Source organism: Acinetobacter sp. Gutcm_16 (genome assembly GCF_028649355.1).
GTDB lineage: Bacteria > Pseudomonadota > Gammaproteobacteria > Pseudomonadales > Moraxellaceae > Acinetobacter > Acinetobacter johnsonii.
On the sequence record NZ_JAQSUV010000024.1, the window covers coordinates 26,025 to 50,909 of the forward strand.

Consider the following 24,885-nt stretch of genomic DNA (forward strand, 5'->3'; position numbering starts at 1 on the left):
ATCGGGTGATGTCCACCTTTAGTCGAGCGGAGTAAAGGCGAAGTCAATTTAATCAGTATCTTTAAGTGCATTGATATCCACTGCATCACCAATGGTATAAAAGTGTCCGCCTGCAACATGATGGATGCTTTGCCATTCATCTGCGGCTTCATGGTAGTACCAATGCCCATCTCTAAAAACCCGATCATCGGCATAAGCAGCAATGACTTTGCCAATAAACAAGTCATGCTGTTGCTGATTATGTGGTTCAGGAATGAGTTCACACAGAATCCATGCACTACAGCCTTCAACCACTGGAATTGGGCTGTGACCAAACTGAAAAAGTTCGACCCCACACTGACGTAACTTTTCAGGAGCATCATATTGACTGATCATGCCCAGTGCGTAGACCATTTTCAGCTGTTTAAGTGTGGGTACTTGCAGCGCAAACAAACCTGATTTTTCAATAATACTGCGGGTTTTTGTCGATTTATCGAGTACGACCGTCACTTTGGCTGGGCTAAACTCTAGAGCGCATGCCCAAGCCGCGGCCATGACATCGGTGCTTTCATCATCTTGACTGGAAACCAGCACGGTTGGGCCGTGGTTGAGTAGCCGATATGCTTTTTCTAAAGGGACGGGCAGAATGTGAGAATTAAGCAAAGATTGATTCATGTAAAAGAACACTTTAACAGCCGTTTAAATGCTTTATACCACATTCTAAAACTGCCAATTCAGTCTAAATTTGTACATTCAGCGTGGAATATGGCGCAAAACAGTAAGCCCGTTTAAATTTTGATTTATAATTATGACAGCATCATTTAGGGAAACAATATGAATATCCCCTTAATCGTCAATGTCATCATTTTTATTGCATTGCTTTTTTTACTGGGCCGAACCCGTAAAACCGATTGGAGTTTAGCGAAGAAGGTACTGGCAGGTCTCTGTCTCGGTATTGTTTTTGGTCTCGCTTTACATGGGTTTTATGGTACGAATTCGCCTGTACTGCAAGAGTCGGTACAGTGGTTTAATTTGGTCGGTAAAGGCTATGTCAAACTACTACAAATGGTGGTGATGCCTTTGGTATTTGTTTCCATTTTAGGCGCTGTGATTAAGCTGCACGATGCGGGTTCATTGGGTAAAATTAGTTTTATCAGTATTGGGACTTTGTTATTTACTACCGCGATTGCTGCATTTGTCGGTGTGGTGGTGACCAATCTGTTCGGCTTAACTGCGGCAGGTTTAGTGCAAGGTACACAAGAAACTGAACGTTTAAATACGATTCAAACTGATTATGTCGGGCAAGTGGCTGACTTGCAAGTGCCTGATTTATTTCTATCATTTATTCCGAGCAATCCTTTTGCCGAGCTGACAGGGGCACATCCAACCTCAATTATCAGTGTAGTCATTTTTGCAGTGTTTTTAGGCATTGCAGGCTTGAACCTCATGAAAGCGGATGCTGAGAAAGGGCAAAAGCTGTTGTCTGCAATTGACATCTTGCAAGCGTGGGTCATGAAGTTGGTGCGTCTAATTATGATGCTCACGCCTTATGGTGTGTTCGCACTCATGACCAATATTGTGGCCAACTCTAAAATGGCAGACATCTTAAACTTAGGTGGCTTCTTGGTTGCGTCTTATATAGGTTTGGCGATTATGTTTATCGTGCACGCCGTGATTTTGGCGCTCACAGGCGTGAGCCCAATTCAGTTCTTTAAAAAGGTTTGGCCTGTGCTGACCTTTGCGTTTACCAGCCGTTCAAGTGCTGCCAGTATTCCTTTAAATATTGAAGCGCAAACAAGACGTCTGGGCGTACCTGAGTCGATTGCCAGCTTTTCAGCATCATTTGGTACGACCATTGGGCAAAACGGCTGTGCGGGGCTGTATCCTGCAATGTTAGCCGTTATGGTTGCACCGACAGTGGGTATTAATCCGCTCGATCCACTTTGGATTTTGACTTTGGTTTGTGTCGTGACCTTGAGCTCGATTGGGGTGGCTGGTGTAGGTGGTGGAGCAACATTTGCAGCACTGATTGTCCTGCCGATGCTGGGCTTGCCTGTGACTTTGGTTGCACTGCTTATTTCAATTGAACCTTTAATTGATATGGGGCGTACGGCTTTGAATGTGAATGGTTCTATGACCGCAGGTGTTGTGACCAGTCAAGTCTTAGGTCAAACGGATAAGCGTATTTTTGAGCAAGACAATGTGGACTTAAAAGAAGTCTAAGCTGAGAAATATATAGCTTATGAACTGAAAAGAAGCCTATCTTCATGATTAGGCTTCTTTTTATTGGGCGTGTATCCATAAATGACTAAAAACTGTATCTACTTTTTTACTCAGTTTTTTGCAAAATAAAGCTTCAATTTAGGAGAAAAACGATGAAAATGTATCAAGTCGATGCCTTTACAACTGAATTATTCAAAGGTAATCCTGCTGCTGTGATTGTGCGTGATGAATGGTTAGCAGTAGATTTGATGCAGAATATTGCCTTGGAAAATAATTTGGCAGAAACGGCTTTTGTGAAAGTGATTGATGCTGAAAACTATGAAATTCGTTGGTTCACTCCTCAGGTTGAAGTGGACTTTTGTGGGCACGCGACTTTAGCCAGTAGTTTCGTCCTGTTTCGGGATTATACCGATGCCAAACGTATCAAGTTCCATGTGAAAGACTTGGGTATTTTTATCATTGATCAAGACATTGAAGGCAAGATTCATATGAATTTTCCAATTCGTGCACCTCAAAAGTTAGAAGACTATCCTGCGGAAATTCATGAATTGGTCGATTGTGAAATTAAAGAAGTCTATTTAAACCCACAGGCTTATATTTTAGTGTGTGAGTCTGAGCAGGCCGTTAAGGATGCCAAACCGAACTTAGATAAAATTCGTCAACTGGCAGAAAAGAATAAAGTCAGTACTGCTATTACTGCTGAAAACTTGGATGTTACCCTGACCTCAACATCTCAAGACTATGATTATATCGCGCGTTATTTCGCACCGCATAAAGGCATCAATGAAGACCCTGTGACAGGCTCCATGCATACAGGTCTTGCACCACTATGGGCGGAGAAGTTGGGTAAAACCTCATTGATTGCCTATCAGGCATCGAGCCGTGGAGGATTGCTTTACTGTGATATTCAGTCTGAAACGCGGATCCAAATTTCTGGCTATGCCAAGTTATATATGACGGCTGAACTTTACTTAGATTAAGTTGTAATTCTTTTAAATTAAAACTGCTGGTGAAAAATAAGCATTGATTAAAATGCTATTTTTCACCAAATTACTATAAAAATAATTTCACTTTCCTCTATGATGTTGAGAATCATTCATATTTTGTCGAATTATTTGGAAAAATAATGTTAATGCGTTTTAAAACATTGAGTTTGTCGGTATTGCTACTTGGCTTTGGGGGCACAGTATGGGCACAACCCGTATTGGTAAAATCGGAACAGAAAATTGAAGAATATAAATTAGATAACGGTTTACGCATTATTCTTGCGCCAAACGATAAAGAAAATAAAGTGTATATGAATATGGTCTATTTGACTGGTTCATTGAACGACCCAAAAGGTAAGGGCGGTTTAGCGCACTTATTGGAACATTTAGCGTTCAAGGGAACTAAAAATGTTCCAGGGGAGGAGTTTCAACGCCGTTTAGATCAATACGGTTTAATGAATAATGCCAGCACGGACTATTATTCAACCAAATATATTAATGTGGTTCGTCCTGAACAAAATGCGATTAATGAGCTGATTCATCTTGAAGCCGAGCGTATGGATGGCTTGGTGCTCCAAGAAAAATATGTACCGTCTGAAATCGCGATTGTGAAACGTGAGCGTGAAGTCCGCATGGATCAGCCTTTTTCAGTACTCATGGATCAGATGTGGAAGTCCGCTTATGGCAATCAATATTTAGGGCGTTTACCGATTGGTGATTTAAACGAGCTACAGTCAATCAAAATGGCTGAACTGAATAAGTTTTATCGTGACTGGTATGCACCGAATAATGCGGTGTTTGTCATTTCGGGGAAGTTTGATCAAGCAGCTGTACTGAAGCAGATTGACGAAAAGTTTAGCGCGATTAAAGCGCGTGCTGTGCCTGCGAAAGTTAAAGTACCTGTCTTAGATGCCGGCAAGATTAAAGATCGCCAGTTTGTGGTGAAAAAAGGCAGTAACTTTGCCAAATACAATATTTACCTGAATGGTAAAAACGAGAACATTAAGACCGCGCTGGCGGTGTCACCGTATTTATACACCATGCAACCCAGTGGGCATTTGTACCAAAGCATTGTAGAAACGGGAACGGCGACAGCAGTTCAGTCAACTACATGGTTAGACCAAGATTTTAATATGGTGTTTACGGGCGCAGTTTATGCACCGAACCATGATGTGAAAAAAGTCGAGTCAGCTTTGGTTACTGGTGTAGAAAAAACACCAAGCTTCAACGAGGTTGAGCTCAACCGCGTGAAGAGTATGATTAAAAATGCACAAGAAAGCATGTTCAGCAGTGCAACAGCAGTCGGTGGCATGCTCAGTGACTATGTGGTTTCTGCCAATGGTGATTGGACACAATACTTTAAAGATCAGCAACAATTACAACAGCTCAGCGTTACTGATGTGAACCAACGTTTAGATGACTTTTTAGTGCCTGAGCATCGTATTTCAGGCACTATTTTACCGACCCCAGAAGATCAGAAAAAAGCACTTGAACAAGCGGCAGCAGCGACCCCAGCAAAAACTTTAGACCAACAAGCCGTTGCTGAAGAACCATTAAAAGATGTCAGTGCGTATAAGGCAGAAGTGGCTGGATATGTAAAAAGCTCAAAGCAGTATTTAGAAAGTGCTGAAAAACAAATTCAGCGTGGCAAGTTAAAAAATGGCATGCAATATGCGCTGTACTCAAGTACCACGCGTGATGATAAGACTTATGCCACCATTTCGATTGATTTTGGTACTGCAGAAAGTTTGTTTAATAAAGCAGAGTTGTTAGATCTGACTTCTTATTTACTGCTCAGAGCTTCAACTCAATATAGTTTGCAAGATATTGCCGATCATTCTATAGATGCGGGTGGTGGTGCAAGTGCAGCAAATAATGGCAATGGGATTAATATTTCAATCGTGGCGAAGAAAGAAAAGTTTGATGAATTTTTTAACTTCGTGATTGATGTCCTTAAAAATCCAACCTTTGAACAAAGCCAGTTTGATTTGATTAAGTCACAAAGCTTAGCAAGTCTAGATCGACCGTATACAGAACCTGAAACTGTAGCAGCTTTAACCATTGCTCGTTTACTTGAAACTTATCCAATAGGGGATATTCGACATCACTTCGAGCCTGAATATGTCAAGAAACAGTATCAGGCCGCAACACAAGGACAGGTGAAACAGCTGTATCAGCAGTTTTTCGCGATGAATCATGCACAAATTTCGGTGACGGGTGTGATTGATACGAAAAAGATGAAAAAGACTTTAAATCAGGCTTTTGCAAACTGGAATTCGGCAGCGCCTTATCAGCGGATTACTTCTGACTTTACTGCATATAAAGCACAGCGTGTACATGCACTGTCAGAGCAGCGTGAGTTTGGTAGCTATCAGAGCATTATGACGTTCCCTGTGGGCACATACCACCCAGATGCACCTGCTTTACAAGTACTCGAGCACATCTTAGGTGAGTCGCAGTTATCTTCTCGTTTGGCACAAGAGTTACGTGAAAAGAATGCCTTGGTCTATGGTTTTGGTAGCAGTATTTCGCTGGATGACTGGACGGAGTCAGGAGCGCTGACGATTGATGCGAACTATAGCGCAGGCAAATCGGCTCAAGTGTCTCAAGCGGTGTATAAAGTGTTGAATGAGTTACTGGCAAAAGGCGTTACTGAACAGGAAGTGGAAGCTGCCAAGGCTGATATTTTGAAAAAGCGTGTGACTGCACTTGAAGATAGTCGCAATATCCATCGCATGCTGATTCCACAAATGAAGCGTAATCGTACTTTACTGGATCGCGAACAGCGTGATTTAGCATTGGCAAAAATTAGTAAAGCCGATGTTGATGCGGTGATTCAGAAGTATATTAAGCTGGATCAGTTGGTTGAAGTGATGGCTGACCAATATGGCAAAGCGCAACCAGCGCTGAAAAAGTAAAGATTTCGGTTTTCATTTAAAAAGAACCCCTCAAAATTGAGGGGTTCTTTTTGTTATAGCTTTTAGAAATTAGTTTTCTTATTTTTTCAATTAAAGCCGATAAAACTGTTTGGCATTGTGATGGAATACGCGTTTTAAAGCATCAGGGTCATAGGCTGCGACGACGTCACTAAAGGCATCAATAATATTGATCAATGAGGTACTCACCGAATCCATCGGAAAGTTAGAGGCAAACATTACCCGATAGGTGCCAAAACAGGCGAGGGCATGTGTAATCATGGGATGTGCAAGGTCAAAGACTTCTTGTTTGGAAGCCAGTCGGCCTTCTTTATGAAAACGATGTCCTAATACAGGCATGAAGAGACCTGACATTTTGGTATAGACGTTTGGACAGCTTGCAAGCTCAGCTAAGTCGTCCTTCCAACGAAAGAGAATATTTTCCCGCGCTGTTTGTGTCATCCCTGTATTTGCACCAATTGGACCAAATAAACCTGCGGGTGTACCCAAATGGTCTAGCACAATGGAAGTTTCAGGGAACTGCTTGGCCAGATAAATCACATCTTCAAGCTGTGTGGAATAAACCCAAGCATCAAAACTCAAGTTGTATTGGGACAGCACGTCGAAGCCTTTGAGAAATTTTTTATTGCGATATAAGTGTGGCTCATCTGTCCACGCATGGATTTCTTTGTCTTCATGAAAAGATGCCATTTTACGAATACCACGAAAGCGTGGTGAAGCTTTATGGTGTAATTTTAGGATCTTTTTAAAGTTACCATCACGTGGGTCAGCAGTTGCGACGATGCCACCCAATTTGACGGTATCCGCACCAAAAGCTAAAGACTCGATAAACTGAGTTTCCTCAATCACACCTTTGCCTTTGCTGTGATGCCAACTGGCTTCGACATGCACTACTTGTTCTACTGTGTATGGGCCAGTATCGCGTTTATAATCATGAGGTAAATAAGGACGTGTAATATGACGGGTTAGACCGATGGTTTCAATCAGGTCTTTAGGTTTCACCAAACGAACCATTTTGTCCAAAAGCTTAGGATGCTTACCCAATAATTTGACTGCCAAAGCCGCTGCATGTGGCGTATTATAGGGGTCCCACTGGTGGATGTGTGGATCGATGAGTGCAAAGTCCAAATGCTGCATGTTCTTCCCTAAGTCATATTACTTAGCGATTACCATACTGTAAATTGAGGTGTTGCAACATTGTATTTCGTTTCAAATACGACGAAATGAAAAAAGCCTGCACGAAGCAGGCTTTGATTGATCAGTGATCGTGTTTGTGGTCATGCTTGTTGGCATGAAACTCTTCGTTATGACGGAAACGAAGGTAGTTTTCAAACTGTTCACAGTATTCGTCATAGTTGTCTTCAAGCATCATTTGGAACTGCTGCAAAATATAAGACATCACTTGTTCTTTGGCATCACGCATTTCATCGCCATCTTTAAAGTTGTTAGCTGCCACCCATGTGTTAAAACGGGCTGTACCAAACAACATCGCAGCACTCACTTGGCCACGTATTTCAGCAGGTTTCACTTGTGAACCTTTTTCAGTGCGACAAAAATCGTTGGCTTGCTTAATAAATTCATCTGCACGTTCAAAAAAAGCAGCATTCAACGCTTCTTCTTCGGTTACATCTGTTGCTTCAATCTTCTGAACCATGAACTTGTCCTAAAATACATAAATAACTCAGACTGCATTATAGGCAAAGCCTTGCAGAAACTAAACCTTTGCCTTAATCTAAAAATAGCCTAAGCAGTAAAAAGAGAATATCCATGCAAGACGCGATTGCGGTACAAAGTTTAAAAAGTGATATTGCCCTATTGCGTCAAAACATTTGGCCACCACAAAATCTAGCCCATGTTGAAGGCTTACCAATCTATTACGGCACGAAAGCGGAAGTCGAGGACTACTACCGCCAGTGGACGGGTTTGATTGAGCGGGCACAAGACTTGTTCCAACCTTTTATGGAAGATGAAGTGTTGGATGCAATTCATTTACCCAGTCATTTGAACTTACCGCTATTTTATTTTCATGTCGATCGTATTCGGATTAATAAAACCCGCGCCAAAGAGTCTAAAAGTTTTCGCGGCATTGCGAGCTTAATTGAAAAATGTGGACAATTTGAACCAGAACAGGTACAGGCTATGCGCGCTTGGTTGGACAGCGATGATAATGCCGCCTTGGTTGCGCATAGGGAGTTTATTGATCTCAGAACCTACGTCTTTCAACACGGACAGAGTGAATATACCCGTACCCGATTTTATGTAAATGGTATCGTGTTAAGTACTGAAGCACACTTTGAACTGGTCGATGCACGAGACAAACCACGTAAGCAGCGCAGTGATAGCTATAACGACCCCTTAGCAGATAACAATACGTGGAAAGTGTATGGAAAGTATCGTTAACTTAAGTATAGACAGGGAATTCACCTATAGAAGAACTTTTCGCTGCTGATCTATATTTTAATTTAAAAGACTATTTCAGCTTTTTGGTTTGATTAAACTGTATCAGCTGTTGTTCAACCAATTTCAGCATTCTATTTTTTTCCGCGGCGATCCATCCTGTGGCAAAACTATAAGCGGCTTCTGGTTCAGGGGCTTGTTGAAATAAAGCTTCTGCAACCACCAAATCATTATAGTGCCCCAAGCTTTCCTGAACTGCTTTGAGTTTTTTTAAATAGGTTTTTAATGCTTTTGAATCGAGTAAAGATGCCACAAACTCAATGCTATAACGCAGTTGTTTGACTTGTTTACGAATACGGTGTTTTTCTTCATCCTCAAGCTGGCTAAAGTGCTCGGCATGTGCGCATATTTTATGGTGTAAAGCCTGTATCACTTTGAGTGCATGTTTTTTCAGTTTGGTTTTTGAAGGCGAATCTAGTTCTTGCTCTGTAAATAAAATCAATTCAAGCCAAAGTTGCGTCGTTTCTGGTCGTTGGAACAGGGCACAGACATCAGTGATGGCTTCTGTACTTGGAGCAAGATGGTCTAATAGATAACCAGCCTCAATCAGTTGAGGAAGTAAATCTTCATTTAAGGCATCAATGTCGCGTGTTCCACCTAAGGCTTGAAAAATAGTGGTGAGTTCCGCTTTCCAATGTGGTCGAATGACGTCCGACCATGCAGCAAAACTTTTCAGTGCGCTACGTAAGCGGCGGATTGCCACGCGGGCTTGGTGGACATGCTCACTGGAGTACTGCTGTCGAGCAATTGAACTGGCATTGGGAAGTAAGTGCTGTAAGCAATTGGCTACTATGCTTTGTAGAGCCTCAACTTCGCTTGAGCTTCTGTTCAGTACAAGAGGTGTTTGATACTGCGCAGAAAAGGAACTTTGCTGACGAACAGCTAGAAGGCCATAGTCAGATTTACTGTGTGTGTCGAGACTCAGTTGGTATTTTTGAACCCAAGGTTGTATAAATACTATCAGATCTTCTATCGATCCTTGTTTTAATTCAAATTCGATTTCGAAAATATCCACACTGCTTTGTTCTTTAAAAATTTTGCCAATATCGAGAGCAATTTCAACTGTACTACTTCCAACATCCTGCAAAATGCGTAAACGTTGGATGTTGGTTTCAAAGAGCAATTCAAGGGTTGGAAGTGGAAGCCCCAAAGCGCGTTTTAATTTTTTGTAGGCAGCAGGATAAGCTTCGCAGCTATGTAAGTCGAGTGTAGTCGTCTCAGGTGGCGCTATATCAAATTCAAGTTCCAAGCGACTCAATACTTTTGCGGTATTCAGTGCTTTGAAGGTTTGTTTCCATGCATCATTTTCCTGCCGCCGTCGAATCGCGATGCAATGCTTAGCAAGTGTTTGATCCGCTGTATCAAAGTATTGGGCTGCTAAATGAATCGGCTCAGCCTTGAGCAGTGTAAAAGCTTTTTGCAAGGCCTTACGCTTCTTAACTGGAACTTGAAACTTAAACTCAATCTCTTGCATAGCCCTGACTCATGACAACCTACGTTTTACTATATGCTAAATTGAGTAAAAAAAGACCAGATTTGAATAGGTATAAGCTAAAAGAGCAGAAATAGTGTGCTAGATGTCACTTTTAAAATGAAGATAGTGGTTAGAAATATGCAGAGTTAATAAGTACAGATGGTTACATCGAAGTGATAATAAATCTACATTGAGTAGGAATGTATAGCCTTACTTTTTAAGAATAAAAATGAATATAAAGTCTGTATTGTTTTGATAATAGGCCGTTTTGTCACAGATAAATTAGCGGTTTGAAGCGACCAACTATGATTTTCTATCATGGTTTTGCGGCTTGTCAGGCCTTGTGGAGGGACGATAGCAGTCATGTATTTAACATGACTGCTTTGGTATACAGAGCGTTATTTTAAGAATTTACGGCTAACTAAGAACTGTTCTGTCGCTTCTAAAAGTTTATCGGCATAAACTTCAAGCTTTGCCGTGAGCCAACCCAAAACAAACCAATCACTGGCTTCAAGTTCGGTCTGTTGAATGTATGCAGCTGAAGTCGCCAAGATTTGATATTCATGTGCAGCTTGTTGGGCATCATTCAACGCTTTACTGTATTTCTGCAAATTTTTCACATCATAAATTGACGTTAAAATAGGAAAGCTAAACTTTAATTCCTTAATTTTCTGCGCCAATACATCTAAGCTTTCAAAGTGACTAATATCTGCAGCATTTAAGCTTTCTTGTAGCTGTCGATATTGGTTTTGTAGGGTATTGTGTGCATAGCTTTTTAAATCCTGCTTTTGTACCTGATCATGTGAACTTAAACTAAAGGTCAATAATTCAAGATAATGATGCACGTTCTGCGTCGATTTAACTAAATTTCCAAGCTTTTCTTGAGCATATAAAATGTCTTTGGCTAGATTTTCAGTAGTGGTTGGGTTTTGAAGAAAAGCGCCTAGAGTGCTTTGCATATGCTGCAAATGTTGTAAATGATCAAACTGATGCTTAAATGCAGCAAGTTGCATCGCCCATTTATCAGAAATATTACTATTCCAGTCTTTAAACAAAGCTAAGGTCAGTTGTAAGTGCTCTAAAGCGGTTTGTGCCTGATCAATATGGTTTTGCTCAGCAACACCTGCTGAAATTGCAGCAATATTCGGTAGTAAATGCTGCATTTGCTGACCAATCAACAAACTCAGGTTATGTGCAGCACTTTCTTTTTTCGATAGGACAAACTCTTTTTCAAAACGTGCTGGACTCACTGTTTGCTCAAGTGCCAGTAAGTTACCCATTTCGGCTTTGCTGCGGACATCTAACCACAGTTGATACTTCTTCACCCATTCAAAACTAAAAGCCAAAAGTGACTGAACAGAGCCTGATTTGAGTTCAAACTCTACCTCATGGATGGTCTGTTCTCGACCAGATGCACGAACCACACCAACATCCAAACAGACTTCAATTTCAGCATCTTCAAACTCAATGACGCGATAGGTACGTTGGATGTCCGTTTCAAAAGTGAGCTTTAACGCAGCCGCGTCCACTCCTAAAGCTTGGGTTAAAATCTGTTGAGCTTCTGGAATAACTTCATAAATGCTTAAGTCTAGTTCAGGAGATGACTCTAACTCACCCAAATTATGATTATGTTCAAAACGGTGTAAATGACTTTTACCTGCGGCTTTGAGTGTTTGAATCCAGCAAGTACCTTCAAGACGCTGACGCAAAGCAGCGCCGTGTTGGGCCAAGAGGCGATCAGGCGTGTCAAAATACTTGGCTTGAAGTTGAATCGTTTCAGATTTTTTAGGATCTAAAGCTTTAAGAAGGGCGGTACGTCGTGCTTCGCTAATCTGAAATTTTAATTCAATTTCAACCATGAAAAATTCCTAATTCGAGGGGCTAGGTCAGTGCCAAGCCTTTATGTATTTAGATGCATGATCTGTAGTTTGTTTTTATGTGCGCTAAAGGCACACCAATGGACCACTGGATTGTAGCGAAAAAGAGACAGTTTGTAAGACTTGACGACACAATAAAACAAAGTTGCAGTGCGAGATTGATCAAAAAACAATTCTGTTTTTAGTGGACGCGCTCCCAGAGGCGATTGCACTTTGCAGATTGCATATTTTCAGCTATGTTGATAGAAAAACATCAGGATGATGACAGATGAATGCTCAGGTTGAACCGAAACAGGAACACGACGCTGAACCTAATTTTCAGTTGCCGATTAAGGACTATCACCAGTTTTATCGTTTTTATCTAACAGAGCACCGCAACATCATGAGTCGTCGGCTACATGTCGCGGGCAGTTCGATTGCACTGTACTTTTTCTCTAAAGCCATACTTAAACGCAAGCCGCGTTATTTTATATACGGCTTAGTCTCTGGCTATGTCTGTGCGTGGGTAGGTCATTTTGTTTTTGAAAAAAATAAGCCAGCTAGTTTTAAACAGCCTTTGTATAGTTTTATTTCTGACTGGCGCATGTTTTCCGATGTTTTCCGTGGAAATTTAAGCTTACAAGATCGTGCTTTGGATAAAATTCCAAGTTAGTGAAGCACTTTGTGACTTCATCATGAAAGTTTTATGAAAAGCTTGAAATTAACAGTTGCAAAGTATGAGTTAATGTTCTAATAATGAGATCGTTGTTTATATTTTCACCAAATAATATATAAGTGCTTTGAACTTTAAAGTGCTTTTAGTTTTCCAAGCCTAGAGCGACCTTCTCTAGGCTTTTTTTATGTGGATTTTAAATAAAATATGCGGCTTTTTAGCTTTTATGATGTTGTTCAAACACCACTGGTTTAAAAAGCTAAAAAGCCGTATCAGATCGCTGCGTGTCTCTTATTCTTGTTATAAAGTTGTTATTTTTATTTTATTCTTGTTGCTTTCTGTATCCATTAAACTGCGAAAGCGGTGGGGCGACTATCACTGAAAATAGGTATTTTTATATAGCCTAGGCTTGGTCGCGGGATTTTTGTGCAAAGCAAAGCATTTTCAGTTCCAATTCATTAAAGCATTAGTCGCCTTTAGCTTTATAATAGAACGACATAACCCAAAGGTAGAGTTAAATGCGCGGTTTATATTTAATTACAAATGATGATCCTTTAGAGCTACTTTTGGCTAAGTTAGAAGGTGCAATGGCAACACGTGAAGTAGCCATTTTACAGTATCGCCGAAAAAAAGTACCCAAAGAAGAACAGGCTTACGAAGTCGAGTATATGAAAGCGATGTGCGCTGAGTATCGTGTTCCTTTTGTGATCAATGATGACTTAGAAATGGCAGTCAAATACGGCGTTGGTGTGCATTTAGGGCAAGGAGATGGCGAAGTTGCCGAAGCTGTCGCACGCCTGCCAAAAGGTGCGGTGATTGGTCGTACGTGTTTGAACTCGATTGAGCTGGCTGAAAAGGCGATTGCTGAAGGTGCAACTTACGTCGCTTTTGGTGCAATTTACGCAACTGAAACCAAGCCAGAGGCTGGCAATATTGGCTTAGAGACTTTAAAAGAAGCCAAAGCCAAATTGAATGTGCCGATTTGTGCGATTGGTGGCTTAACAGTTGAAAATTCAGGTGAAGTGATCGAAGCTGGTGCCGACCTTTGCGCAGTGATTAGTGATATATTAGGGCTATCAATGTCTGCGATTCCTGATCGTATAGAACAGTGGGCTGATTTATTTGCATCTAAAGCTTAAGTGTTTTTAGATGTTTTTTTATTTTTTGAGTTGAGTAACTTCATGAGCTTATCTCCAAAGCAAGAACAATTGTTTAAACAAGCAAGCAAACATATTCCGGGTGGAGTGAACTCACCTGTACGTGCATTTAATAGCGTAGGTGGAACGCCTGTCTTTATTGAAAAGGCACAAGGTGCATACTTGTACGATGTGGATGGTAAGCGCTATGTAGACTATGTGGGCTCATGGGGACCAATGATTTTAGGTCATGCACATCCTGAAATTATTAAAGCAGTTCAAAATGCTGCAGTGGATGGTTTAAGTTTCGGTGCACCTACCGTACATGAAACAACTTTAGCTGACATTATTTGCGAAATTATGCCGTCAATTGAGCTGGTTCGTATGACCAACTCAGGTACTGAAGCAACCATGACAGCCATTCGTCTTGCACGTGGTTATACAGGTCGTGACAAGATTGTAAAATTTGAAGGCTGTTACCACGGTCACTCAGACTCACTGCTAGTAAAAGCAGGCTCTGGCTTGCTAACCAGCGGCGAAGGTGAAGCGACTTCGGCAGGTGTTCCTGCCGACTTTGCCAAACACACACTGACTCTTCCATATAACGATATTGCTACTTTGAAAGAGTGCTTTGCTAAGTTTGGTTCAGAGATTGCAGGCGTGATTGTGGAGCCTGTGGCAGGGAACATGAACCTTGTGAAACCAATCGAAGGCTTCTTACAAGCGATTCGTGATGTATGTGATGAACATGGTTCTGTTTTTATCATTGATGAAGTGATGACTGGTTTCCGTGTTGGATTGGGTGGTGCGCAAGCTCACTATGGCGTGACTCCTGATTTAACCACCTTAGGTAAGATTATTGGTGCAGGCTTGCCCGTCGGTGCTTTTGGTGGGAAACGAGAAGTGATGGAGTGTATTGCTCCACTGGGTAAAGTTTACCAAGCTGGAACACTGTCGGGGAATCCACTTGCAATGCGTGCAGGGATTGAGATGTTTAAACACCTGCGCCAAGATGGTTTTTATGAAAAATTGACAGCGCAGCTAGAAAAACTGCTTGTGGGTTTACAAGCCGCGGCTGATGAAGCGGGTATTGCTTTTAAAACGCAACAAGTAGGGGGTATGTTTGGTTTGTACTTTACCGATCAAGAAGACATTACTAGCTTCGACTCGATGTTGAAGTGTGATATTGATGCATTCCGTAAGTTCTTCCATGGCATGTTAGACCGTGGTGTGAACCTTGCACCATCTGCCTTTGAAGCTGGCTTTATTTCAGCTGCCCATTCTGATGAAGACATTGAATTTACCCTGCAAGCAGCGAAAGAAGTTTTTGCAAGTATGAAGTAAGTATTTGTCCTTGTTAAAAAAGCCCATCTCATTTGATGGGCTTTTTTTATAGCATTTTAACTGTGGAATTCAATATGAAAATTAAGCGCTACTTATTGTTAGTAGCTACCGAATTTATAGTTCATTAAACTTATCAATAGGTTCAAATAAAGCTGAGATATGTTGAATTCATAATTGTGACACGGATCACAAATTAAAGAGATCGATTCTATTAAAAACAGGATTTATAAAAATAGTTAAATCAGTTATTTATATTAATTTTGAAAAGAAAATAAAGATTAAATAAACTATGTTAAATAAAAATAAATGATTTTTGTTACAGTATGAAATATTAATTCCGATGCTTTTAGTCTGGTTATACGAAAATAAAAAATCTATATATCTTTAAATTATTTTGAAATAGTTAATTGTCATTATTTATAGATAAAATAATATATTTGCATTTATATATTCTGAGGAGTATTTTATCAAATGGAAAAATAAACTTTAGTTTTAATGATAAATCTAATAATAAAGTGAGTCCATAATATGATTGAGTGGCTACAAGGTGAATTAAAACATAGTCCCGAAATTCTATTGTTTTTGTCATTGGCAATAGGTTTTTGGATTGGTCAATTTCAATTTGGTAAGTTCCAATTTGGTGGTGTCGCTGGATCATTATTGGTTGCAGTGATTCTAAGTCTGATAGGTGTACCTGTTGACAATGGTGTGAAAGCCATTCTATTTGCACTATTTATTTATGCAGTTGGATTTGAAAGTGGTCCGCAATTTTTCAAATCTCTCGGACCTCAGTCGATTAAAGAAATTCTACTGGCTGCCTTTATGGCCATTTGCGGGCTTATTACCGTCCTCGCTATGGCGAAAATATTCGATCTAGACAAGGGTTTGGCTGCGGGCTTAGCCGCAGGCGGGATGACACAATCTGCCATTATTGGTACGGCAGGTGATGCTATCTCGCGCTTAGATTTGCCAATGGCAGAGATTCAACGACTGCAAGCCAATGTCGCAATTGGTTATGCTGTGACTTATATTTTTGGCTCTCTAGGTGCGATTATTATTTGTGTGAATATCTTGCCGAAATTTATGGGGCGAGAAATTCATGATGACGCACTTAAAGCACAGTCTGAGCGTTTAAAAGGTGCTTTTGAACTTGCACCGGGTCAGGAACTGGCGATGCCAGAAATTGTGGGACGGATTTATAAAGTTCAACAAGCATCTGGTCAAACGATTGCAGAATTAGAAGCCCAAAAGTCAGGTATTACCATTGAGCGGCTTAAACGTAAAGATCAGTTTATCGATGTATCGCCTGAAATTACTTTGCAAACGGATGATGTAGTTCTCATCGTTGGTCGCAGAGCAAGTGTCGTTTCTATTGCAGAGAATATTGGCTCCGAACTCCAATCTTCTCAGGGTATGGAAATGGTCATGGATACGACGGATGTCATTTTAAGAAACTCTAAATACATCAATCGAACATTAGGTGATGTCAAAGCCAATACGCCTGACTATCTTAAACATGGCATTTATGTGCTGGGCATTAAACGTCAGGACGAAACACAGCTCTTAAGTGATGAAACCATCCTGCGTCAAGGCGATGTGGTGACTGTATACGGAACCAAAAGTGATCTTGAGCGTTTAGTCAAAGAAGCAGGTAAGGCCTTACCAGAGAGCTTAAAAACAGACTGGATCTTCCATGGTGCTGGTTTGGTGGTGGGCTTACTGATTGGCTTATTTGTTGTGCGTATCGGTGATGTTCCTCTGACACTTGGTGCTGGCGGTGGCGCACTTTTATCAGGTCTGTTGTTTGGTTGGCTACGTAGTCGAAACCAAGTTCATGGCAATATGCCTTTAGCAGCTTCGCAGTTACTTAAAGATTTAGGTCTTGCAGGTTTTGTGGCTGCGGTTGGCTTACAGTCGGGGTTACAAGCCATTCAAACCATTAAAGACAGTGGTTTATCACTATTTATGATTGGTGTCGTGGTTACCGTTGTGCCACTGATTCTCTCGATGCTATTCGCACGTTATGTTCTGCGTTATGACAATGTCGCAGTGATGGCTGGTGCTTTAACTGGTTCACGAAGTGCAAACCCTGCATTTGGTGGCGTGCTCGATAAAGCAGGCAATTCAATTCCTACGGTTCCCTTTGCAATTACCTATGCATTGGCCAATGTTTTTTTAACCTTGCTGGGTCCACTGATTGTGGGTTTAGCTTAAAAATTGATGTTTAACAATAAATCTTTAGCTTCACTATAATTAAAGGAGACTTCCCATGGGGAACGTTGATTACTCAAAATACGCAAAACTAAGCCCATTTGAATTAAAAGATAAACTGATTGCGCTCGCAGAAAGTCGAACTGACCGTATGATGCTGAACGCAGGCCGGGGAAACCCAAACTTCCTTGCAACTGTTCCTCGTAGAGCTTTTTTCCAACTGGGTTTATTTTCTGCAACCGAATCTGAGTTTTCATTTTCTTATATGCCAGAAGGGCTCGGTGGTTTTCCACGACCTGTAGGCCTGCAATCTCGCTTTGATAACTTTATACTTGAAAATCGTGATAAACCAGGCGTAGTGTTTTTAGGAAAAGCGATTTCTTATGTTAGAGACCAGTTGGGCTTAGACCCTGATGCATTTTTATTGGAAATGGTTGAAGGTATTTTGGGTTGTAATTATCCTGTTCCAGATCGCATGTTGCGCTTGAGTGAAACCATCATTAAAGAGTATGTGTTGCGTGAAATGGGCGTGCAAGGTATGCCAAAGGATGGCTTAGATCTGTTTGCCGTAGAGGGCGGAACAGCAGCAATGGCATATATCTTTAACTCACTTAAAGAGAATAAAATTATTGCTAAGGGTGATCGAATTGCCATCGGCACTCCAATTTTTACCCCTTATTTAGAAATTCCAAAACTCAATGATTATCAGTTGGAAGAAGTATTGATTGAGGCGGATCCAAATCAGGGATGGCAATACCCAGAGTCAGAGCTCCGAAAATTAGAAGATCCATCAATTAAAGCTTTCTTCTTGGTGAATCCAAGTAATCCACCTTCGGTCAAAATGAGTGATGAAGGCTTGGCAATTTTGGCTGATATTGTTAAAAAGCGTCCTGATCTGATTATCCTGACCGATGATGTCTATGGAACATTTGCCGATAATTTCAAATCACTATTCGCCATTTGTCCAGACAACACCATTTTGGTTTATTCGTTCTCAAAATACTTTGGTGCGACAGGCTGGCGTCTAGGTGTCATCGCCACGACCAACAATAATATTTTGGATAAGAAGCTTACTGAATTATCTAAAAAAGATAAAAAAGAACTAGAAGAGCGTTATTCATCGCTAACGACTGATCCATCAAGTATCAAGTTTATTGATCGTCTGGTGGCAGATAGTCGTAATGTCGCTCTAAATCACACCGCTGGACTGTCGACACCACAACAAGTTCAAATGGTATTATTTGCGCTATTTAACTTAATGGATTCACGCCAAAGCTATAAAAAAGCGGTTAAATCTGTGGTTCGTGAGCGTGATGCAGCACTGTATCGACAACTGGGTGTTGATGTTCCTCAAGATCCAAATGCCGTCGATTACTATACGCTGGTGAATTTGGAAAATACTTCGCGGACGCTGTATGGTGACGAGTTTGCAGACTGGGTTATGAAAAATAAAAACCCGACTGAGTTACTTTTCCGTGTAGCAGATGAAACGGGGGTCGTTTTACTTCCGGGCTCAGGTTTTGGTGTACAACATCCTTCTGCACGAGCTTCTTTGGCAAATCTGAATGAATTCCAATATGCAGCCATTGGTGATTCCTTACGACGGTTTGCGGAAGAGTCTTATCAAGAATATCTAAACTTTAAAAAGAAAAAATAAGCTTGAAAGGTATAGATTAATCTAGTTGTAAAAAAGCCCATCTCATATGATGGGCTTTTTATATGATGGGTATTTTGAATAAAAAATACTATATCTCAAATACTTTGTGTTAATTTTAGGAGTACATGAAAAAAATTAATAATTAAATAAGATGACTTATGATTTTAGATTTTCTTAGAAAGCCTATTCAGATAAAACATTTTTTGATTTTTATACTATTGTCACCAATCATTATCGTCATTTTGAGCGTTATTGTTAGTGTATTAGAACCAAGTGATGTACCGAGCTTAAAAGAAAAACCATATGAGTGTGGAAGTTTTGGCGATCAGAAAATGCGTATTGATCGACGATATTTATTTTTTGCAAGAGTTGAATATCAAGATGTCAGTTACTGGGAGAAAGGCTATAGAGAGCTACATAATACCAAAGATTGTAATGACCAAATCGGTAACGCCACATTTCTTGCGAAATGGCCGGAAATGCATCCTTCAGAAGGTTTTAGGCTTTCCTCAAATCAGTGACATCGCTTTCACTTTATCACAACGTAGTATTTGGAAGGATGAGTGGGGAGACGACAAAACGCTTTTTGATTATACGCCTTCGTTGAAATTTTATTTAAGTGAACGAATGGGTGCTCGAAAAGATATGAGCATAAGTGAGATTAATTCGGAGAAGAAATTTAATTCACGTTTATCACTTTATGAAATAGATTTGGGAGAGCAAGATAATATTTCTAAAAAAATTTACTGGAAAGAAGAAAAAGGGAAAGGCATTGGTGTAGTCATTGCGTGTGCTTCATATCCAAGTGGTGCTACGGCGTGTGAATTAAATAGTCATGTACCAAATTATGGCTTTAACACGAGTAGTTTAGAGATTGATTTCCATGCTGAGCTTCTGCCACATTGGGAAAAAATTCAGCGTGATTCTTTAAAATTATTTAATTCTTTTCAGATAGAAGAAAATAAAGTAAATGCTTCCAAGTAAGAATATTGAAGTAGCATAAGAACTATTGAGTAGTAAGAAAACGCAATATAACGCAATCAAGCCTAAAATTTAAAGACTTCGAATAATGGTAAAAGTGGGGAGGAAGAATGGATAAATACTTACTGGTGGCTTTGGTGGTTGGTGCATGCATACTGTTGGTGATTTATACCCAACTTGCACCATCAGGTGGACAGAAAAATTTTAAGCAAATCGTACAGCAGGCATTTAGTCGTTATAAAGTGATCGAAAAAAACTACACCATTATGATTTGTGAGATCAACCATCGCAATGAGCCAGAAGAATTGGTCTTTATACGTATCGATCCTGCTCAAAAGAAAAATTTACGCATTTCGGGAAGAATGCTGATAGCAACTTATCCCAAAGCACCGTCGGTACGTGAAATGCGTAAAGACTTTAAAGACTATGTCACTTAACACTTAGCGTCGACGAGAGCTACTCCGGCTACGTCCGCGTGCCATACCACCTAGAGCATTGAGTACAGCAAGCTTAGTCATACTGCCTGAAGCATGCGCATGACAGATGGCAGCAGCGAGAGCATCGGCGGCATCTTGCTGTGGTTTGATGCTCAGGTTTAGGAGTTTCATCACCATCATTTGTACTTGTTCTTTGTCCGCAGCGCCATAACCGACCACCGACTGTTTAATCTGACGTGCCGTGTATTCAGCAACTTGTAGGTCAAGGTTGACTAGTGCAGCAATAGCAGCACCACGTGCTTGCCCCAGTTTCAGTGCGGAGTCAGGGTTTTGTGCCATAAATACTTGCTCAACTGCGGCTTCAGTTGGGCCATGAAATTTTACAATACGATCAATCCCTGCAAAAATACGTTTTAGCCGTTCAGGCATATCAGCAGCTTCGGTACGAATGGTGCCAGCATCGACAAAAATTAGTTTTTGACCTTCTTTTTGAATAATACCGTAGCCTGTGAGGCGAGAACCGGGGTCAATACCAATAATTAATGACATGCTTGCCCTTTAAAAAAAATAATATGCCCATATTGTTACATAAGCGTATCAAAAAAGCTTGATGTAGATTGAGCACTTGATTCTTGCACCTTATTCATTTTGTTGAGATTAGATTAATTTTCATGAAATTATTTCTTTTTATATTAGCTGGTGTCATTCTCGAAGTCTTCGTATGGATTGGCGTGGGCGACCTCGTTGGTAGCATGTGGTACGTGTTCTTCTGGTTTATTGCCGCTTTCTTTATTGGTATGAGCCTGATTCGTAAGTATTCAGCAGGTTTAATGCCACAAATGCAGCAAATGCAAGCGGGCCAGATGGGTGCAGATCCTGCATTAACAAACAATCTGCCAAAAATCATTGCGGGTTTTCTTTTATTGATTCCTGGCTTGGTGACAGACGTGGTTGCCGTGTTATTGCTTATTCCTGCGGTGCAAAAAGCCATGACAGGTGCACTGATGAAGGTGATGATGAAACGTCAGCAAGCGATGATGGAAAAAATGATGGGTGGCATGATGGGAGATATGAATGGCATGGGCGGTGGTGCTCAAGGTCAAAACCCATTTGCAGATATCATGCGCCAGATGCAAGAAATGCAGCAACAGCAGGGCGGTTCAGCTTATCGTGACTCGAGTATTATTGATGGTGAAGCACGAGAAGTTACGCCAGAGGCGAAAAAAATTGAAATGAAAGATGTGAATAAATAATTTCATGCCTAATTTTAAAGCCGAGTTCTAACTTGGCTTTTTTTATCTTTATGAAAATGTTTTAAGTGCTTATGATGTAAAATAAATATAACAAACGATATAATTATTTTTTAAAATTTATGCCGCTTTTTTATGTCATTGCTTTTCACGATTTGCGCATTGCATTTTGTTGCGCAGCTAAGTCCTGGTCCTGATGTTTTACTGATTGCCAAAAGTTCAGCTTCGACCACACAAAAAAACACTTTAAAAACGATCTTAGGTATTTCCGTTGGCATTGTAGTTTGGGTGGTTTTAACCTTGTTAGGTTTTACCGTACTCATCGAAAAAATGCCATGGATTCAACAGGTATTGATGGTGATTGGTGGGGTGTTCCTTGCACGTATGGGGTGGCTGATGTTGAAAGCAGGCCTCAACACGATGCAGCAAGAAACTTTGCTAGATGATGGTCAAAAACTGCCTACACCCAAGGCCAACCATTATTTCATGTCAGGTTTACTGACGAACTTGTCTAACCCGAAAACGCTGATTTATTTCAGTAGTGTGTTTTCACTAGCCTTAAGTTCTAGTGCAAGTCCTTATTTAAAAATGCAACTTGCGGTCATTATTCCAATCCAAACTTTTATGACTTTTGCACTGCTGATGCTGCTTTTATCATTACCTAAAATTAAAGCGGCATATCAGCGTTCAGGAAGTTATATTGACATTTTTTCTGGCGGGTTGTTTCTGATTTTTGCTTTATGGCTTTGGTACGATGCTTTCGCAATCTACATCTAAGTCATTTTTAAGCTCTTTAGATGATGGAGTCTGTTCCAAGATAGACACTTCGTCTTTTTTACTTTGCGCATAGCGGTTGGGCTGCAATGTCGCTTCGGTATTTTCTGAGCCCTTATAGCTCCGACTGCGGTTGGCACGTTCGCGTAAACCGCCTTTTTTAATCAACTGAACCATTCTTTCTTCCTCATCGTTGCATCTTATTTTAATAAACAATCGCGAGAAAACTAAAGGGTTTTCAGCAAATATGACGGAATACGTCAAAAACTATTATGTTACAAAATGAAATTGTCATGATTCGGTGTTATAAAGAGGAATATGCGTTAAATCAATTGATTAATCTTTCAGTGTAAGCCGTTGCTGACATTACTTCAGGTGAATGGCGCTTGAGTCTCAACAAATACTCACATAAGATAAATGAATCTAACATTCTGTGAGGCAGGGTGATGGACAATAAAAACAAGAAAGGACAAAAACAAGGGGGTAAAGCCATGCTCTATCAATACCACTGCGCATGTTGTGAAACAGTTGTCGCATCAACAGATAAAGACTGTCCAAACTGTGGATCACATAATATTCGAAGTCCTTTTGGATTTTGGATTTTCTGTATTGTTGCATGTCTTGCAGCAGCGATTATCGTTAAATCTGTACAAGTCTATTTGGCCGACCGAAACAGCGAACCCGCTGCCGTGACTTCGCTCTTTGATGTACTCAATCATGACAACAAACCTAAGTAGTGAGGTTCAATGACTTCACGACTGAACTGATGGAAAATAGCCCATCAGTTAAAATAAAAAAACCCGCATTAAGCGGGTTTCTTTTAGGATCAAACTTATAGACCAGCTGAAGCTTTAAGCGCTTCCACTTTGTCTGTTTTTTCCCAAGTAAATGCAGTATCTGAACCTTCACGACCGAAGTGACCATAAGCAGCAGTTTGCTTATACATCGGTTGAATGAGGTCAAGCATACGAGTGATACCGTATGGACGTAAGTCGAAGTGTTCACGGACTAACGCAATGATCAACTCTTCAGATACTTTGGCTGTATTGAAGGTATTGATCGAAATAGACGTTGGCTCAGCCACACCAATGGCATAAGACACTTGAATTTCACATTTGTCTGCAAGACCTGCTGCTACAATGTTTTTCGCAACATAACGACCTGCATATGCAGCAGAACGGTCAACCTTAGATGGATCTTTACCAGAGAAAGCACCACCACCGTGACGTGCCATGCCACCGTAAGTGTCTACAATGATTTTACGACCTGTTAAACCACAGTCACCTACTGGACCACCAATCACAAACATTCCTGTTGGATTGATGTGGAATTTGGTGTCTGCATGGAACATTTCAGCAGGGATCACTTTTTTCACGATTTCTTCAATCACAGCTTCTTTTAAGTTGCTTTGAGAAATTTCAGGATCGTGCTGAGTAGATAATACGACTGCATCTAAACGAACAGGCATGCCATTTTCATAAGCAAAAGTCACTTGGCTTTTTGCATCTGGGCGTAACCATGGTAAAGCGCCACTACGACGTAGTTCAGCTTGCTTTTCCATTAAACGGTGTGCATATGAAATTGGAGCAGGCATAAGCACGTCAGTTTCACGGCTTGCATAACCAAACATTAAACCTTGGTCACCTGCACCTTGATCTTCAGGCTTTTGACGGTCAACACCTTGAGCAATCTCTGGTGACTGTTTACCAATCATATTGATCACAGCACATGTTGAACCATCAAAACCAAGGTCAGAATGGTGGTAACCAATGCCATTTACGGTTTGACGAACAATCGCTTCGAAGTCAACATTTGCAGTTGTTGTGATTTCACCTGCAAGTACTACCGCACCCGTTTTTACAAGCGTTTCACAAGCAACCCGCGCATATGGGTCTTCTTTTAAGATCGCATCCAAGATAGCATCACTGATTTGGTCAGCCATTTTATCTGGATGGCCTTCGCTTACAGATTCCGAGGTAAATACAGCGTACTCGCGCATAAGTCCTATCACAGTTAATTTAAAAGACGCAATATGGTACATCGACTTAGCCGTTTGAGCCAGTTCTACACGACCAAAATGACTGAATTTATTTCAATTCAACGACTTTTTATCTGATATAAGCATCTAAAAAATTGATATAGCGTTTATTTTTAGTTCGAAATGATAAAGTACAGGGTTCTGATTCAAAGTCTATAGGTCCGTATCATGAGATTTTGTGCTTTGGTTATATCTAATTGTAAAACAATAGTTTGTTTGAGTTTTTTTTTGGCTTGGGTGTTAAGTTTGTAAATAAAAATGCTCAAAATAAGCATCAGAAAATAATCGATAATCTGTAGTAATTCATGAATAATTTAAAAAAGTGAATAAAATTCACCATGAATGTTTAATTGTATGTAAAAAATACAAATGTATCCTGTGAAGTATTTGATACTCAAGGATAACAGCTTGTTCTGATTGATGAATAGGGTGGCTGAGCTTTGTTTTTAAAAAATTGGTGATTCTATCGTGTA

Annotated in this window: 22 protein-coding genes; 14 read left to right on the forward strand and 8 right to left on the reverse strand. The window is 40.4% G+C overall.

Annotation, left to right across the window (positions count from 1 at the left end):
- Positions 1 to 48: 48 nt before the first annotated feature.
- Complete coding sequence (locus PTT44_RS05310; RefSeq protein WP_168159293.1) at positions 49 to 654, reverse strand: flavin reductase family protein; 606 nt, start codon at positions 652 to 654, stop codon at positions 49 to 51.
- Between the two features lie 159 nt (positions 655 to 813).
- Here PTT44_RS05310 and PTT44_RS05315 point away from each other — a divergent pair, with 159 nt between their 5' ends.
- The 3 genes from PTT44_RS05315 (at position 814) to PTT44_RS05325 (ending at position 6,106) form a co-directional block, all read left to right on the forward strand.
- A complete protein-coding gene (locus PTT44_RS05315) occupies positions 814 to 2,202 on the forward strand; it encodes an L-cystine transporter (protein WP_168159292.1) in 1,389 nt (462 codons plus the stop codon).
- A gap of 152 nt (positions 2,203 to 2,354) precedes the next feature.
- Positions 2,355 to 3,182: a PhzF family phenazine biosynthesis protein gene (locus PTT44_RS05320; protein WP_168159291.1), complete on the forward strand. Its 828-nt coding sequence runs from the start codon at positions 2,355 to 2,357 to the stop codon at positions 3,180 to 3,182.
- A gap of 146 nt (positions 3,183 to 3,328) precedes the next feature.
- Positions 3,329 to 6,106 carry a M16 family metallopeptidase gene (locus PTT44_RS05325; RefSeq protein ID WP_168159290.1) on the forward strand — a complete coding sequence of 926 codons (2,778 nt, stop codon included), beginning with the start codon at positions 3,329 to 3,331 and terminating at the stop codon, positions 6,104 to 6,106.
- A gap of 90 nt (positions 6,107 to 6,196) precedes the next feature.
- Here PTT44_RS05325 and PTT44_RS05330 read toward each other — a convergent pair whose 3' ends face one another.
- Together PTT44_RS05330 and PTT44_RS05335 are read right to left on the reverse strand one after the other, a co-directional pair.
- A complete protein-coding gene (locus PTT44_RS05330; RefSeq protein ID WP_273795558.1) occupies positions 6,197 to 7,261 on the reverse strand; it encodes an amidohydrolase family protein in 1,065 nt (354 codons plus the stop codon).
- Between the two features lie 121 nt (positions 7,262 to 7,382).
- A complete protein-coding gene (locus tag PTT44_RS05335; protein WP_004696747.1) occupies positions 7,383 to 7,778 on the reverse strand; it encodes a DUF3144 domain-containing protein in 396 nt (131 codons plus the stop codon).
- A 113-nt stretch (positions 7,779 to 7,891) separates the two neighbouring features.
- On the opposite strand from PTT44_RS05335, the gene PTT44_RS05340 reads away from it, so the two are divergent.
- Positions 7,892 to 8,524 carry a hypothetical protein gene (locus tag PTT44_RS05340; protein WP_168159288.1) on the forward strand — a complete coding sequence of 211 codons (633 nt, stop codon included), beginning with the start codon at positions 7,892 to 7,894 and terminating at the stop codon, positions 8,522 to 8,524.
- A gap of 70 nt (positions 8,525 to 8,594) precedes the next feature.
- Here PTT44_RS05340 and PTT44_RS05345 read toward each other — a convergent pair whose 3' ends face one another.
- Together PTT44_RS05345 and PTT44_RS05350 are read right to left on the reverse strand one after the other, a co-directional pair.
- The gene (locus PTT44_RS05345; protein WP_168159287.1) at positions 8,595 to 10,055 is read right to left on the reverse strand and encodes a CYTH and CHAD domain-containing protein; all 1,461 of its coding nucleotides are present in this window, start codon (positions 10,053 to 10,055) and stop codon (positions 8,595 to 8,597) included.
- A gap of 398 nt (positions 10,056 to 10,453) precedes the next feature.
- A complete protein-coding gene (locus PTT44_RS05350) occupies positions 10,454 to 11,914 on the reverse strand; it encodes a CYTH domain-containing protein (RefSeq protein ID WP_168159286.1) in 1,461 nt (486 codons plus the stop codon).
- A gap of 286 nt (positions 11,915 to 12,200) precedes the next feature.
- Here PTT44_RS05350 and PTT44_RS05355 point away from each other — a divergent pair, with 286 nt between their 5' ends.
- From PTT44_RS05355 to PTT44_RS05385, 7 genes are all read left to right on the forward strand, one after another.
- Positions 12,201 to 12,584, forward strand: coding sequence for a DUF962 domain-containing protein (locus PTT44_RS05355; protein ID WP_168159285.1), 384 nt, complete (start codon positions 12,201 to 12,203; stop codon positions 12,582 to 12,584).
- A gap of 518 nt (positions 12,585 to 13,102) precedes the next feature.
- Positions 13,103 to 13,723 (forward strand): thiamine phosphate synthase, encoded by a 621-nt coding sequence (thiE, locus tag PTT44_RS05360; protein ID WP_168159284.1) that lies wholly within the window; start codon positions 13,103 to 13,105, stop codon positions 13,721 to 13,723.
- Positions 13,724 to 13,765: 42 nt separating this feature from the next.
- Entirely contained in the window at positions 13,766 to 15,064 is a 1,299-nt protein-coding gene (gene hemL, locus PTT44_RS05365) for a glutamate-1-semialdehyde 2,1-aminomutase (RefSeq protein ID WP_004696756.1), read from the forward strand.
- A gap of 528 nt (positions 15,065 to 15,592) precedes the next feature.
- Entirely contained in the window at positions 15,593 to 17,278 is a 1,686-nt protein-coding gene (gene aspT / locus PTT44_RS05370) for an aspartate-alanine antiporter (protein ID WP_168159283.1), read from the forward strand.
- Between the two features lie 55 nt (positions 17,279 to 17,333).
- On the forward strand, positions 17,334 to 18,932 hold the full coding sequence (locus PTT44_RS05375) for a bifunctional aspartate transaminase/aspartate 4-decarboxylase (protein WP_168159282.1): 1,599 nt from the start codon (positions 17,334 to 17,336) through the stop codon (positions 18,930 to 18,932).
- A gap of 303 nt (positions 18,933 to 19,235) precedes the next feature.
- Complete coding sequence (locus tag PTT44_RS05380) at positions 19,236 to 19,916, forward strand: hypothetical protein (protein WP_252726139.1); 681 nt, start codon at positions 19,236 to 19,238, stop codon at positions 19,914 to 19,916.
- A 107-nt stretch (positions 19,917 to 20,023) separates the two neighbouring features.
- Complete coding sequence (locus PTT44_RS05385; protein ID WP_151836738.1) at positions 20,024 to 20,350, forward strand: hypothetical protein; 327 nt, start codon at positions 20,024 to 20,026, stop codon at positions 20,348 to 20,350.
- A gap of 3 nt (positions 20,351 to 20,353) precedes the next feature.
- On the opposite strand, the gene ruvC is transcribed toward PTT44_RS05385, so the two are convergent.
- The gene (gene ruvC, locus PTT44_RS05390; RefSeq protein ID WP_004696760.1) at positions 20,354 to 20,899 is read right to left on the reverse strand and encodes a crossover junction endodeoxyribonuclease RuvC; all 546 of its coding nucleotides are present in this window, start codon (positions 20,897 to 20,899) and stop codon (positions 20,354 to 20,356) included.
- Positions 20,900 to 21,021: 122 nt separating this feature from the next.
- On the opposite strand from ruvC, the gene PTT44_RS05395 reads away from it, so the two are divergent.
- Together PTT44_RS05395 and PTT44_RS05400 are read left to right on the forward strand one after the other, a co-directional pair.
- Entirely contained in the window at positions 21,022 to 21,603 is a 582-nt protein-coding gene (locus tag PTT44_RS05395; RefSeq protein WP_168159281.1) for an FxsA family protein, read from the forward strand.
- A 132-nt stretch (positions 21,604 to 21,735) separates the two neighbouring features.
- Positions 21,736 to 22,377, forward strand: coding sequence for a LysE family transporter (locus tag PTT44_RS05400; RefSeq protein ID WP_168159280.1), 642 nt, complete (start codon positions 21,736 to 21,738; stop codon positions 22,375 to 22,377).
- On the opposite strand, the gene PTT44_RS05405 is transcribed toward PTT44_RS05400, so the two are convergent.
- Entirely contained in the window at positions 22,339 to 22,551 is a 213-nt protein-coding gene (locus PTT44_RS05405; protein WP_168159279.1) for a hypothetical protein, read from the reverse strand. The genes PTT44_RS05400 and PTT44_RS05405 overlap by 39 nt on opposite strands.
- 314 nt (positions 22,552 to 22,865) lie before the next feature.
- Between PTT44_RS05405 and PTT44_RS05410 the strand changes: the two genes are divergently transcribed.
- Complete coding sequence (locus tag PTT44_RS05410; RefSeq protein WP_005401120.1) at positions 22,866 to 23,111, forward strand: hypothetical protein; 246 nt, start codon at positions 22,866 to 22,868, stop codon at positions 23,109 to 23,111.
- Between the two features lie 95 nt (positions 23,112 to 23,206).
- Here PTT44_RS05410 and metK read toward each other — a convergent pair whose 3' ends face one another.
- On the reverse strand, positions 23,207 to 24,373 hold the full coding sequence (gene metK / locus PTT44_RS05415; RefSeq protein ID WP_004984924.1) for a methionine adenosyltransferase: 1,167 nt from the start codon (positions 24,371 to 24,373) through the stop codon (positions 23,207 to 23,209).
- Positions 24,374 to 24,885: the final 512 nt, after the last annotated feature.